This window comes from Faecalimicrobium sp. JNUCC 81 (assembly GCF_053667625.1).
In genome coordinates, this window is sequence record NZ_CM132203.1 from 2202140 (window position 1) to 2218539 (window position 16400).

Below are 16400 nucleotides of genomic sequence, written 5' to 3' on the forward strand. Positions count from 1 at the left end.
GTGCTATTTTTTAATTTAGATATGTATAATTTTTAGTAATTGTATTAGAACTTGTGATTTTCAATATCATATAAGTTAGGTATTGAAGTTTGTGCTCCTATTTTAGTAACACATAAAGCCCCTACTTTTGATGCAAAATCCATAGCTTCATCTATGCTCTTCTTTTGAGAAAGTGCTACTGATAACGCTCCTGTGTAACTATCCCCTGCAGCTGTAGTATCTACTGCATCTACTTTATATGATTTTTTAAATTCCATAGTATCCTTATCTAAGTAAAGACTACCCTTAGATCCTAATGTAACTATAAGTTGTTTTACACCCTTTTTTAACATTACATTAGCAGCTTTTTTTATATCCTCTTCACAGTTTATACTTAATCCACTTAGTATCTCTAATTCAGTTTCATTTGGCGTTAATAAATCTACATTTTTTATAATATCATCGCTTAGCTTAACTGCTGGTGCTGGATTTAATATTGTAAATTTGCCTAATTCTTTTGATTTCTCTAAAGCATATTTTATTGTATCTATTGGTGTTTCAAGTTGTATTACTACTGTAGCGCTATCCTTTATTGCATCTATACATTTATCTATATCATCCTCTGTTAACTTAAAGTTTGCCCCTGGTGATACTACTATAGAGTTTTCAGCATTTTTATCTACTGTTATAAGAGCTACACCACTTGGTCCTTCTTCAACTTGTACATACTCAGTATTTACATTGTCAGCTTTTAATTGTTTTAATAAACTTTGTCCAAAACCATCATTGCCGACTTTACCTATCATGTATACATCTCCACCAAGTCTTGACGCAGCAACTGCTTGATTTCCACCTTTTCCACCTGGTATTTCTTTAAAGTTACTTCCTATTAAAGTTTGACCTTTTTTTGGCATTTCACAAACATTTACAACTAAGTCCATATTAAGACTTCCTATTACACATATTTTTTCCATATTAAATTCCCCTCTCTCTATTGTCATTTAATTCTAATTTGTCATATATATTTTCATATATTAAACATTTCGAACTTTATAAATATCGTTTTCCTTGAATATATAATATAACACTTTTTTATTAATTGCAATTATTTTTTCCATATTTTTTACATAATTCTTACATATTTTTTACATATATTATTTATTTTTAATCAACTTACATAGTAGTTTAAGCAACGTGTTGGAGAACCACTTAAGCGAAATGAATTTTTTGTATAAAAATTGCATTAGTATAGTATACTAATGCAAACATTTTCCCATTCTATGAAGTTTGACTTATTAAATCATTTGATATCTTTTTATCTTTACTTAATAATTTAATAGTAATAAATGTAGCTATTGTTAATCCTAACACCATATAAAGTCTATAATCTACTATACCTTCATACAAAGCAATATGTACTAATCCAGAAGTAGTTGCTCCCATTATAGGTGCTATTATAGGTATCCATGAATATTTAAAATCAGAACTTCCTTTACCTGCTATTGGAAGTAGAAAATGTGCTAAACGTGGACCTAAGTCTCTAGCTGGGTTTAATGCAGCTCCTGTTACCCCTCCAAATGATGTTCCTACTAAGAATATTAAACATCCAATAGCTAAAGGTTTTAATCCTTCTGGGAATGTATTTGTATCCATTCCTAATATACAAAATACTAATCCAAATGTCACTATATATTCACTAAAGAAGTTTGCTAAATTATTCCTTATAGTCGGTGCTGTTGCAAATATTGTTAACTTAGTATTTTCATCATTTGTTTTTTCCCAATGATTAATAAACTGAAGATAAACTAAAAGTGAACCAAACATCCCACCTGCTATTTGTGCCAATATGTATCCTGGTACTAAGCTCCATTCAAAACTTCCTTTTACAGCTTGCATAATAGTTATTGCTGGGTTAATATGTGCACCACTTATGTCTCCTACACAAAATATAACCATAGCAACTGTACATCCCCAAGCAATATTTATCGCTACATTTCCTGCTTGGTACGAGCCTGAAGTTTTTAATGCATTTCCTGCTAAAACCCCACATCCAAAGAATATTAACATTGTTACACCTATAAATTCTGCTAAGTATACATTCATTTTGATTTCTCCCCTTTTATAATAATTCTTTAATTGTAATTTCCAACTGCTAAACTTGATTGATTAGCGATGTCTTTTATTTTCAGATTTATTTCATATTTAAAATATCGTTTTCCTAACTTATATTCATATAATATATTATTCCTTTTACTTTTTCAATACTTTTTTCCATATTCCTTTCATGTTTTTTTCATATTATTTTTAATTCATTTCATTTTTATTTCATATATTTTCATAAATACTATTTCTCAAAAAAAATAGAGGTAATTTTACCTCTATTTTTTATCATTATCTTTTAATTTTTCTGAACCTCTAATTACAACACTTGGTTTTAATACTATATTTTGAGTAGTACAAGGTTCTTCATCCATTAGCTTTTTATATAATACGTCAAAAGCCATTCTTCCCATTTCTGAAGTTGGCCTAGAAACAACACTTATATTTAATCCTAAGTATGTAAAGAAATCTAGGTCATCAAATCCTAATAGTGATATATCTTGTCCTATTTTTATATTCATCTCATTTAATGCATTTATAGCACCTAATGTCATCATATTATTACAAATAAATATTGCTGTTACATCTTTATTGTTTTTTATTATCTCTTTTGCTTTGTTATACCCTGATTCAACATGGTAATCACCTTCATGTATATACTCTTCATTAATTTTTAATCCATTTATTTTATAAGCTTGTTTGTATCCTTCTAGTCTAAGCCTTGCTGTTTCGTATTCTAGGGGACCTGTTATTACTGCTATTTCTTTATGTCCTGAGGCTATTAAAGTATCTACTCCATCAAATGAACCCTTTTGATTATCAATAAAAACTCCATCAAAATCACAGAATATCAAATCTCTATCTAATAATATTACAGGTACACCTAAAGAGTTTAGTTTTTGAATATGTTGCTTAGTTGTTTCCCTATTTTTTATAGTCGTGGTAATTACTAACCCACAAATATTAAAATCACTTAACGCATCAATTATTTTCATTTCCTTTTCTATATTTTCACCACTATCAAATGAAAATACATTATAATTTAATTTTTCTGCTTCTTCAGTTAATCCTTTAAGTACATCTGTAAAAAACATATTCGATAAGTCTGGAAATACTACTGCTATGTTTTTTTCCCTTTGATATGTTTTGTCTTGGTCTTTTATTTCTTGTATTGCATTTTTTATAAGTTCCCTTGTTTCTTGTTTTACATATCCTGATTTATTTAAATATCTAGAAACCGTAGCTATAGATACCCCTGATTTAGCCGCTATATCTTTTACTTTTATATTCATATAAGTTTTCCTCAATTTCATAATTTAATACTTTGCTATATATTTATAATAATGTCTTAATAATTCTTATTTTTATATTTGCATAATATATTATAGTTATTATTAAGTCAATATACTATTTCATATTTTTAATCATATTATACTTACTAATATAATTCTAAAGTTTCATCTTGTATATTTATAAAATCACTTAGTTCATCCAAAGATGTAGTTATAAATTCATATACTAAATACTTTGGATTTATTATATCTATTACAGTCTTTATTTTTTTATTTGTAAATGGTTTATGCTCATCTATCTTTAATATATGAAAAACTATATCATTAATTATTTCATTATAATCCATTTCTAAATTTTCATATTTTGGAATTTGACTTTTAACATATTTTGAAGAAATTGACTTACTTAAATGAATTCCTTTTATATATTTTTTTAACTCACCTAAATTATTTATAGTATCTAATAAATAATCGATTCCTTCTTCTTCTGTACTTATATTTAAATTTGTATTAAGTAAATGACCTGTATCTAACATAAATCCTTTATTTTCGTATTCTATATTTTCAATAAAATATTTTGCTAATTCTTTGTCTACCATTCTAAGCCCTGGCCACCATAAGTTTTCAAAAAGTATTGTTACATCTGTATCTAAATCTTTAAATATTTCATTTACTAACTCAATAGTTGCATCAATTACATCTTTATCTGTATATGTAAAGTTGTAATTATAGCAATGTTTTAGCTTTACATTAGCTACATGAAAGACTACATATTCTGCATTTAAACTTTCTGCTATTTTTATTTCCTCTTTATACTGATTTATTATTGCTTTTTTATCATTTCCACCAAAATTGTTTGTTATATTTTCTACACTATCAAAGTCTTCTAATGTCCCTTTTTTATTTCCATTCCAAAAATCTAGCCAAGTAGGAAAGTGCTTTAAATGTATTCCTTTTATTTTATTTTTAGGTATTAACTCTTCACTATAGCCTAATGGTGCAAATAGTTCTATTGCATCTATATTATGATTTTTTAAGAATTTATTTATATTTTCGTAGTTGTTGTTGTATCTTTCCATATCGTAATTATATGTAGATAAGTTAATCATTTTTAACATTTCATATCACCCCATAAACTTAATAATTAAATTGTCCTTTTATTTTAATTGTATTACTTATTTTACCATACTTAAAGATATTGTATAATTTCTATATAATAAATGCTATCTTAAACTTTAAATACTTAAATGGTTATATTGTATTACTTATAAAAATAACCCTGGGTCTGTTTTTAAGACCCAGGGTATTTTATTTGATAATATTTTAAACTAAAGTAACTTAATCAGCTCTTCTAGCTCTTTAGATAAAGTTTTTGCAAGTTCAAAATCAGTATCTATTAAAGCTCTTGCTATCTTTGTTTCAACAGCCTTTTTCTTTAGTTCTATTTCTAAATAGTCTTTGTCAAAATGGTTAGCATGAATCATTCTTCTAAACTTTTTCATAGTCATTTTTCTAATAGTCTTATCTTCAATCATTAAAACATAATCCATACAATTATTTATAAATTGATAATCATGAGAAATCATTAAAATAGCACCATTATAATCTTCTATAGCTTCCTCAAGTGCCATTTGAGAATAAGTATCTAAATGACTTGTTGGCTCATCAAGAAGTAACATATTTGCTTTACTAGATGATACTTTAGCCAATTGAAGAATATTTTTTTCTCCACCAGATAAAGATTCTATCTTTTGCTTAATATAGTCTGACCCGAAACCATATTTTGAAATGTATGACCTTATCTCTGCGTAAGTTTCAAACCCAGCATCATAAAACTCTTGAAGTATAGTATTAGACTCATCTAGTATTTCGCCTTGCATCTGTGATAAATAAGCCACTTCAATATCATTATTTATTTCAATTGAGTCATGATTATTTTTAAAGATTGATCTAAGTAAAGTAGTTTTTCCAACACCATTTGTACCAACAATAGCTACTTTATCATTAGACTTAATCTCAAAGTTAACATTTTCTAAAAGCACTTCATCAAATGCAATGCTTAAATCTTCAACTTTTAGAGCAGTAATTTCTTCTATTTCATTATCTGTAACTAATCTTATATAAGGTTTTTTAATATCTACAAATGGAGCTTTTATTCTACGAGCTTCTAATCTTTCTTGTATTTTCATTCTAGCTTTTAATGCTCTACCGTTAGAAGCTTCTGCATTATAAGTTGCTCTCTCTCTCAATTTTTCTATTCGTATCTCATTTTTTGCTATCTCTTCATCATCAGCAATAGATAATTCTTGTAATTCAATTTTAGTTTGAAGTAATGATAAATTATAATCAATATATCTTCCATCAAATTCTTGAAGCTCTGTGTTTTCAAGATGTATAATTTTATTAAAACAATGGTTAAGTAAATATCTGTTATGCGTAATAATTAACATTGTTTTTTTATGAGAATTAATTAGATTTTTAAGAGCATTTAGATTTTCAAAATCTAAAAACACATCTGGTTCATCCATAATCATTAAGTCTTTATTGTTAAGCATTTCCTTAATTACTTGAATAAGTTTAAATTCCCCACCACTAAGTTCAGATATCATTTTATCTTTATGCTTGCTTAGATTTGCAAGATTTAGTTTCCTATTAATATTGCTTTCAAAATCATCACCATCAATTGCATCAATTGCATCTAAAGCTTCTTGATACTGTTCTAATAAAGTCTCAATATCTGAAGATGTTTCCATTTGTGTACATATAGATGCAATTTTTTCTTGTAGCTTAATAAATTCTTCTCCTATATATTCAAACACTGTAATTTCTTTTGTTTTATCTAATTGTGAGAACTGGCTTACATATCCAATTTTGCAGTTTGGATCCATTTCTAAATTACCATCAAACATATATCTTTCTGGATCCATAATTATATCTATTAGTGTACTTTTTCCGCTACCACTTGCTCCTATAAAAGCGCAGTGTTGACCATCTTCTATTGTAAATGAAATATTATTATATAGATCTTTTTGCGGGAATGAGTAGGACAAGTTGTCAATTTTTATCATATTATTACCTCTCTTTATCATTTAAAAAGAGCTTATAAAAATAAGCTCTTCAATATATAGTAACGACATTATTTTTGGATTTACTTTTGATAGCATAACACTTTTTTAGACTAATTTCAATTATTTTATATTAAAACTTATCATTATAATATGGTATAAATAATCCCTTTGAGCTTCATCAAAACATATGATTTTAAAGAATTAACTCCTTGTTTTAGGATATCTCTATACTTATCATACATACTTGAGTTTATAGATTTAATCTCTTTTATATATAAACTACCATCTAGGTTATATTTGCTGAAATTATAAAAAAGTCATCTTAATCTTAAAGAGGGCTTTGTGCTATATAGTAAAACAGTAAAATAGTAATACTATTTTCATAAGGTTTTTATATTGACAGTTTTTCAATAAAGTTATAATATCAAAAGGATTGTAGTTTTTTATAGTACATAGAAAATTATGTTCATTTTAAAACTATTAAGCGGTTGCAATTATAACTTATCTATAAACCATATAAGTTATAATCTTTCAATATATTAAAATAAAGGATGATAAAAAATGACAGAACAAAATTTAAACTTGATTGATGAAGTTAAAAGAAGAAGAACCTTTGCAATCATTTCCCATCCCGATGCAGGAAAAACTACATTAACTGAAAAGTTTCTATTATATGGTGGTGCCATTCGTGAAGCAGGTTCGGTTAAATCGAGAAGATCTCAAAAACATGCAGTATCTGACTGGATGGAAATTGAAAAACAAAGAGGTATATCTGTTGCATCAAGTGTTCTTCAATTTGAATATAATAACTTTTGCATAAATATTCTTGATACTCCAGGTCACCAAGATTTCAGTGAGGACACTTATAGAACTCTTATGGCAGCAGACTGTGCAGTAATGGTTATTGACTCTGCTAAAGGTGTTGAGGATCAGACAAAGAAATTATTCCAAGTTTGTAAAATGAGAGGAATTCCAATTTTCACTTTCATCAATAAAATGGACCGTCAAGGAAGAGATCCATTTGAACTACTTGAAGATATCGAAAATGTTTTAGGAATTCGCTCTTGCCCAGTAAACTGGCCAATTGGTTCTGGTAAAGAGTTCAAAGGTGTGTTTAACCGTCATAAAAATCAAGTTGAACTATTTGATGATGGTAACCATGGACAATCTATCGCTAATTCTACAACTGGAGATATATCTGATGAAAAATTTAAAACTTTATTAGGTGATGCTCTTCATGAAAAACTACTAGAGGATATTGAGCTTTTAGATATTGCTGGAGATAATTTTGATTTAGATACAATATTAGATGGTGAATTGACACCTGTATTTTTCGGAAGTGCCCTTACTAACTTTGGTGTAGAACCATTTTTAGAATCATTCCTAGAAATAACGCCTCCACCAAATCCTCGTAGCAGTAATTTAGGTGATATTGACCCTAATTCTGATAACTTCTCAGGATTTATATTTAAAATCCAAGCTAATATGGATAAAAATCATAGAGATAGAATTGCATTCCTTAGAATTTGCTCTGGTAAATTTGAAAAAGGTATGACAGTAAATCATGTACAAAGAAACAAAAAGGTTAAACTTTCGCAACCTCAACAGTTTGTGGCACAAGACCGTGTTATAATAGACACAGCTTATCCAGGGGACATTATAGGGATACACGACCCAGGAATATTTAATATTGGTGATACATTAAGTGAAAAGCAATCAAAGTTACAATACACTGGTATACCACAATTTGCTCCCGAACATTTCGTAAGAGTATCTACAAAAAATGCTCTTAAAAGAAAGCAATTCGTAAAGGGTCTTACACAATTATCAGAAGAAGGCGCTATACAGATATTCAAACAACCTCATTCTGGTATGGAAGAACTTATTGTAGGAGTAGTTGGAGTTTTACAATTTGAAGTTTTAGAATATCGTCTAAAACAAGAATATGGTGTTGATATGCTAATGAATCCACTACCTTATCGCCATGTACGTTGGATTGAAAATGATCTTTCCAAATATGGTAGGCTTTCAATGCCAATGGATACATTGTTAGTTGAAGATAAAAATAGCAATCCAGTAGTATTACTTCAAAATGAATGGTCTATTAGACATTTAATTGAGAGAAATGAAAATATAGTTTTAAGAGAAACTTCTTTATAAAAAATTCGCTTCTAAAATAAATATTAATCCCCCTACGTCTATTTTTTAAACGTAGGGGGATTAATTGTGTATACTTACTTAAAGTTTATAATATTTCTAGCTTGAACCTCACTAATCCCAAACTTCCTAGAAATAGCTTTATAATCCCCTTCAAAACTTTCTCTAATCCTCTTATTCCTAAAAGACTTAACAAGACTACTTTCACTCGGAATATACAAACTACTCCCACCTAAAAGTCTCACCAAATCCTTAAATGCATCAATACCTATAGTATCAACAATGTCTAAAACTGACTCAGGTAGATCCTCTTTACTCAAATACTTAAGCATAAAATCCCTCCCATCTTAATTAAATTATATCACCTACATATCTTTTATAAAATTCTTTAACATACTTCTTAATAGTAAATTTAGTAACATAAGTTTAAAAATACCCTGAGTCTGTTTTTAAGACCCAGGGTACTTTAGTTAACATATCCTTTATGATTTTTAAATCCATACTCTAACATTAATTCATCAGCTAAGTATTTATATCCTCTACAATGGATATCTGAAACACCATTTTTAATTAAGTCATAAGTTGTAGAGTTATAGAAATAATCCATACTTTCTAGTACATCTTTACCTGTTTGATTAGAGAACTCTATAATTATCTTTGTGTACATCTTTTGAAGTATCACCTTATTTGCTTCCATTTGCTATCACCTCACAATTGTCAAATACTAAGTATTTATCTAATATCTTTTGATTTAATATACATATCTGATTATTAGGTTTATGATACTTTAATCTTTTTAAAGCTTCATCCTTAGTTATTAAATCAAATTCGTATAATTCAATTGTATTATATACTTGGTCATCTGCTATTCCACCAATTACAATATCATAGCTTAAATATTCACTACCACCATTTCGACAGCTCAATATAAAATCTAACCATTCTATATTATATCTATCAAAAGTTTTTACTCTATACAAATCACACATCTTATCTAAGTCAATATTGTATGAATTTAAACATCCAGCTCTTCCACGTCTAATAAATCTATCAAACCAACTTAATGCTTGATCTTTTATATATGTAAGATAAAACCCTTTACCAAAATCTAGGGAATCTCTAGAATATGATATATTTGGCTTATCAACTTCGCAATATGAACCATGATATAAAATCATTATATAGACCCCTTTTCTTTCAGAACCTCTACTAAATCTTCTATTATATAGTTCTTACTTTGGCTATGAAGGGTTTCATAACAAGGTATTATATAGTTATCTAATATATCTGTTTCTTTTTTTAATAATCTATATATTTCTTTAGTATCTTTTTTAAGATATTCAGCTAAATTATCTATACAAAAAATAGTAAACTCTAATACTTTCTCATCCATTTTATATACCTCTTTGTTATATATTATGAATTAATTATAGCATAAATAAATACCTAAGCCAAAACTTACTAACTTGAAGAATTTATTCTAAAACATACAATCAATCTACATTTATCTAGTATTAACTATATTTCTAACCTGAATCTCACTAATACCAAACTTTCTAGAAATAGTCTTATATTCCCCATCAAAACTTTCTCTAATCTTCTTATTCCTAAAAGACTTAACAATACTACTCTCATTAGATATATACAAACTACTCCCACATAAAATTCCTCCCATCTTCATTAAATTGTATCTAGATTTTGGACAATCAATCTGTATCTAAAAGATTTAGAGGTACTTATATAACAACAAACTAAGTCTATAAATTTAAAATTATTTATTTAAACTTTTTTCTAAAATACTTTAATATAACTAAAAAAATAAATCTTCTATACTCATATTAAGAAAGTAATCAAAAATTCGCTTCACTTAAGCAATGTGTGGGCGCTACATTTCAAGTTTAGCTATTACTTTTCTTAAATAAAATTTAAAAGGAGGTAAACATAATGGCTGTTGTTGAAATAAAGAACCCTTCAAGCTTAAAAGTAAGATTAGATTTAGGCATGGTAGATGGAAAATCTAAAACTAGAACTAAATCTTATACTTCTTTAAAACATAATGCTTCTTTACAAGATGTATATGATGTTGCTGAAGCTATAATGGGACTGCAAGAACATGGTGTTTTAGACATAATCAAAGTTGATAATACAACACTTGGTGCATAAACCTTTGTATTAAATTTTTATGAAAGGAGAACTTTAATATGGAACTTACTAAAAGATTACTTATGACTTTTAAAAATAGTGATGATAAAAAAATCTCTTTATCTGTAGAAGATCCTAAAGATGATATAACTGAAGAAGAAATAAAATCAGCTATGGAATTAATACTTGCTAAAAATATATTTGCTCCTAATGGAATGGATTTAGTAGCAGTTGTTGAAGCTAAAGTAGTTGTTACTGACACTACTCCTTATGACTTAGTTATAGGGTAAAATTCCCTTCGCTCAAATTTAATATAACTAATAAAGACTATGCTATAAAGCTTCTATTTCCTAGCATAGTCTTTTACTTATAAAATTTATATCGAAAGGTTGTGTATATGATGAATTCAGAGATTCAAACATTGATAGCTTCTGTTGGCTTTCCTATAGCCCTTAGCATGTATTTACTTGTTAGGATAGAAGGTAAACTTCAGACTCTATCTGATAGTATTAATGAATTATCTAAAAATATAATAGGTATGAAATAAAGGAGTCTTAAAAATAAGACTCCTTTTTATTAATATTTGGCAAATCTATAACCTACCCAATCCCAAATATTATAATAGAATTAATTATTTCGTTTTATAAATATAAGTCTAAATATATTAAATGAATAATTTTTAAACTCTGTTTTTAATCAATGTTGAAAATGATATAATACGAAGTACATTTTATAGTTATTTTAAGTATTCACGAAAACATCTGTTTTAGTGGATACTTGATAAATTAATAGTATGTTATAATTAATAGACTGATTTTGATATAAGGAGGAGTAAGAAATGTATTCATTTGAATTACATGGGTTATTTATTTTTGGATTACCAATATGGGTAATTCTAAGGGGGTTAACTCTTGCAAAAAAAAGAAAAAATTGCATTAAAGTTAATATAGGAAATGAAATTTTTACAAATTTATTTGTTATATATCTATTTTTACTTATTGGGATAACTATATTGCCTATATATATAGGTGGTCTGCCACACTTACAGGAATTAAGTTTCATAGAAAGGTGTAATATACATTTTATACCATTTTTAGACTACTTTAATGGTGGTATTTATTTTAGAACTATAATAAGAAATGTTGTTGGAAATTTATTGTTACTATTGCCATTTATACTATATTTGTGTGCGAAGTATGAAAAAATAAGGAGTTTAAAATCATCTGCAACAACTGCTTTATTAATATCATTATCAATAGAGCTGACTCAGTTAGCAATGAATATTTTAGGTTTAGTTGATATGAGAGCAGTTCATGTAGAAGATTTAATATTAAATACAATAGGTGGAGTTGTAGCCTGGTACATATTTAAATTTATGTATAAAGGAAAAATAAAAAGTACATTAGATGAAATATATCCGAAACTGATAGAAGAAATTTAATTACATTTTTTTATTAAATTATGAATCAAGAGAGTAGTTGTTTTACTCTCTTTTTAGTGTTCAAGAAAACATCTATTATTTTGTACAATTATTGCAGGTAACTTTTATTGTTCTAACTATAATTAACTCAATTAGGTATTGCTCAAGAAATAAAAGTGATGTTTAATTGAACATATTAATATATTCACAAATTTATTATATTACGAACTTAAAGGTAGGAGCATATCAGTATGCTCCCTATTTTATTGTTAAGATAGTTAATAAAATCAACATTGTATTAAAATATAGCTAATTTTTATGACATAATGCAATATATAGTTTACTTTTTGTAATATTTATCATATCATATGTAATATAAGGAGGTTTATATGAAGAATAAAAGAATGAAAATAGCTCGTATCGAATGTGATATGAAACAAGATGACTTAGCCAAAGCAGTAGGAGTAACAAGGCAGACTATTGGGTTAATAGAGTCAGGAAACTATAACCCTACTCTAAATCTCTGTATTGCAATATGTAAGGCTTTAGGGAAAACCTTAGATGATTTATTTTGGGAGGAATAATAATGAAAAGTGTTAAAAATCAAGATGAAAGAGTTTTAGCTCAAAGAAGAAAAATTCAAAGTGATGGATTTCAATTATTAACTTATGCATTACTTATATCTGTGGTAGTTCAGCAGTTCCTTTTACAAGCTCCACCTAGTCAATACATGGCTGAGTTTTTATGTTTAGTAGGTGCTGGATTTTATAATCTTATTCGTAATTTAAATATAGGTAATAATCTTTTTGGTGATGATAAAAGTTCAGGTAAGCGTCTTTTTAAAAATACCATATTTTCTGGTGTAGGGTCTGTTATTCTTTTTGCTTTGTTAACAGGTGATAAAAATATTGGTAATCTTTTAAGTTACTTTTTAACCTTCACAGCAGTATCTGGTTGTATGACTTATCTTGTCTACTATATTAGTAAAAAGAAGAAAAATAAAATTGAGAGAGAACTAGATATGGATGAAGATGATATTGAGTAATATACTAAAAACGCAATTAGAAATAGATTTATTGAATGAAACTATTTTGTAATTGTAAAATAATTAAATATTATGCATAATATAATTAAAGTTTGAAATTGTTATAAATTTCATAGGGGTTGATTAGAGGGATGTAAAATGAAAAAAAGATTAATTATAGCTATATCTATGGCTATTACACTATTAATAGTAGGATGTTCAAATCTTACAAGTCCAGCATTGCAAGGTTTTTATCAAAGTAGTATGCTAAATGGATATCATATACAATTTGCTTTTCAAAATGATGATAGTACCTTTGTTGCATATATTAACAATATAGAAGTAAATAAGGGAACATATGAAAGTTTAGGAGATAGAAACTATATTTTAAAAGGAGATACTGCTGAGTTAAAAATCAACTTAGAAAAAAATGATTCTTTTAACCTTAATATAGAAAATCTAGTAAAAAATCTAAACGAAGGCAAACCAATACAATTAAAAAATATTGATAAAACACCTGCATATTTTGATCAAACATTTAGCGACGAAGATAAAAAAACTGTAGAAAATCTATTAAAATAACCCTGAGTCTATTTTTAAGACCCAGGGTTATTTTTATAATTATTCCTTAGATTCTAAACTTTCAGAATCCACAGTAGTATAGTTATCTTTATTTGCAATCAATGTAGAACCTAGTGCACCTGATATTAATGCTTTAATATCTAAACCAACTGCACCTTCTAATCCCTTTATTACCTTATCTGTAGTAGTCATGATGTCGCCTACCATCTTAGCACCGTTACCTTCACCATACATTGTTATACTATCCACATTTGCTAATGGAGATGCTGCATTTTTAACTATCTCAGGTAATTTTTCAACTACCATTTCTATTACTGCTGCCTGTTGCATCTTATTCATGGCATCTGCCTTTTTATCTAGACCTTCTGCCTCTGCTAATAGTTTAGCTCTTATAGCTTCTGCATCCGCTTTACCTACCGCACTTATACCTTCAGCCTTTTTTTGCTCTGCTACTAACTCTGCTTCTGCTTTGTCTTTTAATATTTCATATTCTTTTTTAGCTTTATATTGTTCTACATCTGCTTCTTTTTGCTTTTCATAAGCCTCTGCATCTGCCTCTTGCATTCTTTTATACTTATCTGCTTCTGCTTGTTTTTTGATTTCGGCTTCAAGTACTCTTTCTTTTACTAAAGCTTCTTTTTCCCTTATAGCTATTGCCTTTTCTTGTTTTTCTATATCTGCATCAGCTCTAGTTGTCTCTAGTCTCTTTCTTTGTATCTCTTCTGTTATCTTATATACAGCATCTGCTTCAGCTTTTTTCTCATCTTCTTTTATCTTTAATTCTGACTGTTTTAGAGCTAATTCATTATTTTTTATAGCTATATCTTGTTCTGCAGTTACCCTAGCATCATTAGCTTCTTTATCTGCTTTTGACTTAGCCCTAGCTATTTCTTTTTCAGAATTTGCTTTAGCTATTTCTGCATTTTTTTGTATAGTCACTATGTTGTCTATACCTAAGTTTTCAATTACTTTATTATCATCTATAAAGTTTTGAACATTAAAACTTATTAATTCTAACCCCATTGCATTTAAATCCGGTTCTGCATTTTCTTTTACTGCCTCAGCAAACTTTTTCCTATCCTTTACCATGTCCTCTAACTTCATTGTACCTACTATTTCTCTAACATTTCCTTCTAACACTTCCCTAGCTACACTAGCTATGTAGTTAGTATCTTTGCCTAAGAAATTTTGAGCTGATAATTTTATTAAATCATCACTACTTCCTACCTTTACGTTGACATTGGAATCTACTCTTACATTAATATAATCTGCAGTTGGCACTGTACTAGCAGTTTTAACGTCTATTTGTATTAATTGTAGCGCTAGTTCATCTTTTCTTTCTAAAAATGGTATTTTTATAGTTGCTCTTCCTATTACTACTCTAGGTTGTTTTCTAAGTCCAGAGATTATAAAGGCTTTATCTGTTGGTGCTTTGACATAACCTCTAGATACTAAAGCTAAAACTAAAATTAAGACTACTACACCTGCCACCATTGGTATTAAAATAGAACCATCAAAAAACATCAAAATCCCCCTATTATTTTATTATTTTAGTAGCTTACCCTTGTTTAAGTCTATGTATAATTAACATAATTTATTTTATATTTCATAATAAAATGGTCTGTTCATTTAATGTAACAAAATTTGAGCAAAATTAAAAGCATAGGATTTAACCTATGCTTAAATACTATTTTTTATATTTTTATTTCTTTAACCCTTCCAACAATTCCACTTTCAAGCATTACCTTAATTCCATGATGATGATTTGGTGAATTAGTAAGAATTCTTTTAACTATTCCTTCTGTTAACTTTCCGCTTCTTTGATCTTGCTTTTGTACTACAAAAACATTTGCTCCTATTTTTATATCACTTCTTTTAGTTCCGTCCATAATTTATACCTCTTGCTTTCTTGTAAGATATTTATACATTTTATTGTATTTATCTTCTAGTAATTAATAATTAGTATTTTATCTGACTCCGCAGAATTAATTTCTAAAGAAAAATTATCTTCATCAATAATCATCTCATTAAAATTAGGATCATACCTTTCAAAGAGCTGCTTACTTCTATAATTTTTTATCCCAGCCTCTTGCCATACTATAGTTATAGCTTGTCTATCTTTATTAAATACAACACGTACCGGAACATGTTTATCAAATATAACTTTTTTATCTGACTTTGAAATAGCCTTTATGCCTACATCAAACTCACTACACTCAAAATCATGAAATCTATGAAATGATTTTAACGAATTTAAACTATCTGATAATGTCTTTCCTTCTAATTTTGCCACGGTGATTCCTCCTAATATAGTTTATTCTCTTATTATATTATATTTCCATCTTTTAGAGGCATATACTTTTACCATTATAGTACACTTTGAATACATTTTATACACTATCTTTAAAGATAACAAATTCACACGTATTTATCTAGTGCCTTTGTTATAATTTATTGGCTTATTTTCATTGCACATAATTATCTTGAATTAAGAATATTGCTTAGGTGAAGAAGCCTTAGCTATAGCTATTTACTAGGGGCTTATATAGGAGTCGATAAAATCTCATCTGATTGGATTTGTAACATAAATCTGAATGAGTTCTATCAAATGACTTATACAATGGATATGCAGTAAT

General features: G+C 27.7%; 21 protein-coding genes. 8 read left to right on the forward strand and 13 right to left on the reverse strand.

All coding sequences use genetic code 11. The features are described 5' to 3' along the window. Positions 1-44: 44 nt before the first annotated feature. The 5 genes from rbsK to JNUCC81_RS10900 form a co-directional block, all read right to left on the reverse strand. Entirely contained in the window at positions 45-953 is a 909-nt protein-coding gene (gene rbsK / locus JNUCC81_RS10880; RefSeq protein ID WP_454093492.1) for a ribokinase, read from the reverse strand. Positions 954-1257: 304 nt separating this feature from the next. Continuing rightward, the gene (locus JNUCC81_RS10885) at positions 1258-2082 is read right to left on the reverse strand and encodes an MIP/aquaporin family protein (protein WP_454093493.1); all 825 of its coding nucleotides are present in this window, start codon (positions 2080-2082) and stop codon (positions 1258-1260) included. A 275-nt stretch (positions 2083-2357) separates the two neighbouring features. After that, positions 2358-3371 (reverse strand): LacI family DNA-binding transcriptional regulator, encoded by a 1014-nt coding sequence (locus JNUCC81_RS10890; protein ID WP_454093494.1) that lies wholly within the window; start codon positions 3369-3371, stop codon positions 2358-2360. 146 nt (positions 3372-3517) lie between these two features. Next, positions 3518-4489: a TIM barrel protein gene (locus tag JNUCC81_RS10895; protein ID WP_454093495.1), complete on the reverse strand. Its 972-nt coding sequence runs from the start codon at positions 4487-4489 to the stop codon at positions 3518-3520. 210 nt (positions 4490-4699) lie between these two features. After that, complete coding sequence (locus tag JNUCC81_RS10900) at positions 4700-6439, reverse strand: ABC-F family ATP-binding cassette domain-containing protein (RefSeq protein WP_454093496.1); 1740 nt, start codon at positions 6437-6439, stop codon at positions 4700-4702. 561 nt (positions 6440-7000) lie between these two features. Here JNUCC81_RS10900 and JNUCC81_RS10905 point away from each other — a divergent pair. Next, a complete protein-coding gene (locus tag JNUCC81_RS10905; protein ID WP_454093497.1) occupies positions 7001-8599 on the forward strand; it encodes a peptide chain release factor 3 in 1599 nt (532 codons plus the stop codon). Between the two features lie 74 nt (positions 8600-8673). Here JNUCC81_RS10905 and JNUCC81_RS10910 read toward each other — a convergent pair whose 3' ends face one another. The 5 genes from JNUCC81_RS10910 to JNUCC81_RS10930 form a co-directional block, all read right to left on the reverse strand. Beyond that, positions 8674-8928, reverse strand: coding sequence for a Mor transcription activator family protein (locus tag JNUCC81_RS10910; protein WP_454093498.1), 255 nt, complete (start codon positions 8926-8928; stop codon positions 8674-8676). Between the two features lie 134 nt (positions 8929-9062). Beyond that, complete coding sequence (locus JNUCC81_RS10915) at positions 9063-9293, reverse strand: hypothetical protein (RefSeq protein WP_454093499.1); 231 nt, start codon at positions 9291-9293, stop codon at positions 9063-9065. Beyond that, the gene (locus JNUCC81_RS10920; RefSeq protein ID WP_454093500.1) at positions 9280-9774 is read right to left on the reverse strand and encodes a DUF3990 domain-containing protein; all 495 of its coding nucleotides are present in this window, start codon (positions 9772-9774) and stop codon (positions 9280-9282) included. The genes JNUCC81_RS10915 and JNUCC81_RS10920 overlap by 14 nt, the downstream gene beginning before the upstream one ends. Further along, on the reverse strand, positions 9774-9989 hold the full coding sequence (locus JNUCC81_RS10925) for a DUF3791 domain-containing protein (RefSeq protein WP_454093501.1): 216 nt from the start codon (positions 9987-9989) through the stop codon (positions 9774-9776). Before JNUCC81_RS10925 ends, JNUCC81_RS10920 begins: the two co-directional genes overlap by 1 nt. Positions 9990-10100: 111 nt before the next feature. Further along, positions 10101-10277: a Mor transcription activator family protein gene (locus JNUCC81_RS10930; RefSeq protein ID WP_454093502.1), complete on the reverse strand. Its 177-nt coding sequence runs from the start codon at positions 10275-10277 to the stop codon at positions 10101-10103. A 263-nt stretch (positions 10278-10540) separates the two neighbouring features. Between JNUCC81_RS10930 and JNUCC81_RS10935 the strand changes: the two genes are divergently transcribed. From JNUCC81_RS10935 to JNUCC81_RS10965, 7 genes are all read left to right on the forward strand, one after another. Beyond that, positions 10541-10759 carry a DUF1659 domain-containing protein gene (locus JNUCC81_RS10935; RefSeq protein ID WP_208333190.1) on the forward strand — a complete coding sequence of 73 codons (219 nt, stop codon included), beginning with the start codon at positions 10541-10543 and terminating at the stop codon, positions 10757-10759. Between the two features lie 38 nt (positions 10760-10797). Continuing rightward, the gene (locus tag JNUCC81_RS10940; RefSeq protein WP_454093503.1) at positions 10798-11028 is read left to right on the forward strand and encodes a DUF2922 domain-containing protein; all 231 of its coding nucleotides are present in this window, start codon (positions 10798-10800) and stop codon (positions 11026-11028) included. Positions 11029-11138: 110 nt separating this feature from the next. Then, positions 11139-11285: a YvrJ family protein gene (locus tag JNUCC81_RS10945; RefSeq protein WP_454096393.1), complete on the forward strand. Its 147-nt coding sequence runs from the start codon at positions 11139-11141 to the stop codon at positions 11283-11285. A gap of 291 nt (positions 11286-11576) precedes the next feature. Then, positions 11577-12179, forward strand: coding sequence for a VanZ family protein (locus JNUCC81_RS10950; protein ID WP_454093504.1), 603 nt, complete (start codon positions 11577-11579; stop codon positions 12177-12179). Between the two features lie 368 nt (positions 12180-12547). Continuing rightward, complete coding sequence (locus tag JNUCC81_RS10955; protein ID WP_208331810.1) at positions 12548-12742, forward strand: helix-turn-helix transcriptional regulator; 195 nt, start codon at positions 12548-12550, stop codon at positions 12740-12742. A gap of 2 nt (positions 12743-12744) precedes the next feature. After that, positions 12745-13203, forward strand: a complete 459-nt coding sequence (locus JNUCC81_RS10960; RefSeq protein ID WP_454093505.1) for a DUF6773 family protein — start codon at positions 12745-12747, stop codon at positions 13201-13203. A gap of 138 nt (positions 13204-13341) precedes the next feature. Further along, positions 13342-13764, forward strand: a complete 423-nt coding sequence (locus JNUCC81_RS10965; RefSeq protein WP_454093506.1) for a hypothetical protein — start codon at positions 13342-13344, stop codon at positions 13762-13764. A 39-nt stretch (positions 13765-13803) separates the two neighbouring features. Here the strand turns inward: JNUCC81_RS10965 and JNUCC81_RS10970 are convergent, their stop codons facing one another. The 3 genes from JNUCC81_RS10970 to JNUCC81_RS10980 all read right to left on the reverse strand — a co-directional run bounded on the left by JNUCC81_RS10970 (position 13804) and on the right by JNUCC81_RS10980 (position 16057). Beyond that, positions 13804-15288 (reverse strand): flotillin family protein, encoded by a 1485-nt coding sequence (locus JNUCC81_RS10970; protein WP_454093507.1) that lies wholly within the window; start codon positions 15286-15288, stop codon positions 13804-13806. Between the two features lie 170 nt (positions 15289-15458). After that, positions 15459-15653 carry a YwbE family protein gene (locus JNUCC81_RS10975; protein WP_454093508.1) on the reverse strand — a complete coding sequence of 65 codons (195 nt, stop codon included), beginning with the start codon at positions 15651-15653 and terminating at the stop codon, positions 15459-15461. A 56-nt stretch (positions 15654-15709) separates the two neighbouring features. Continuing rightward, positions 15710-16057, reverse strand: coding sequence for a hypothetical protein (locus JNUCC81_RS10980; RefSeq protein ID WP_454093509.1), 348 nt, complete (start codon positions 16055-16057; stop codon positions 15710-15712). Positions 16058-16400: the final 343 nt, after the last annotated feature.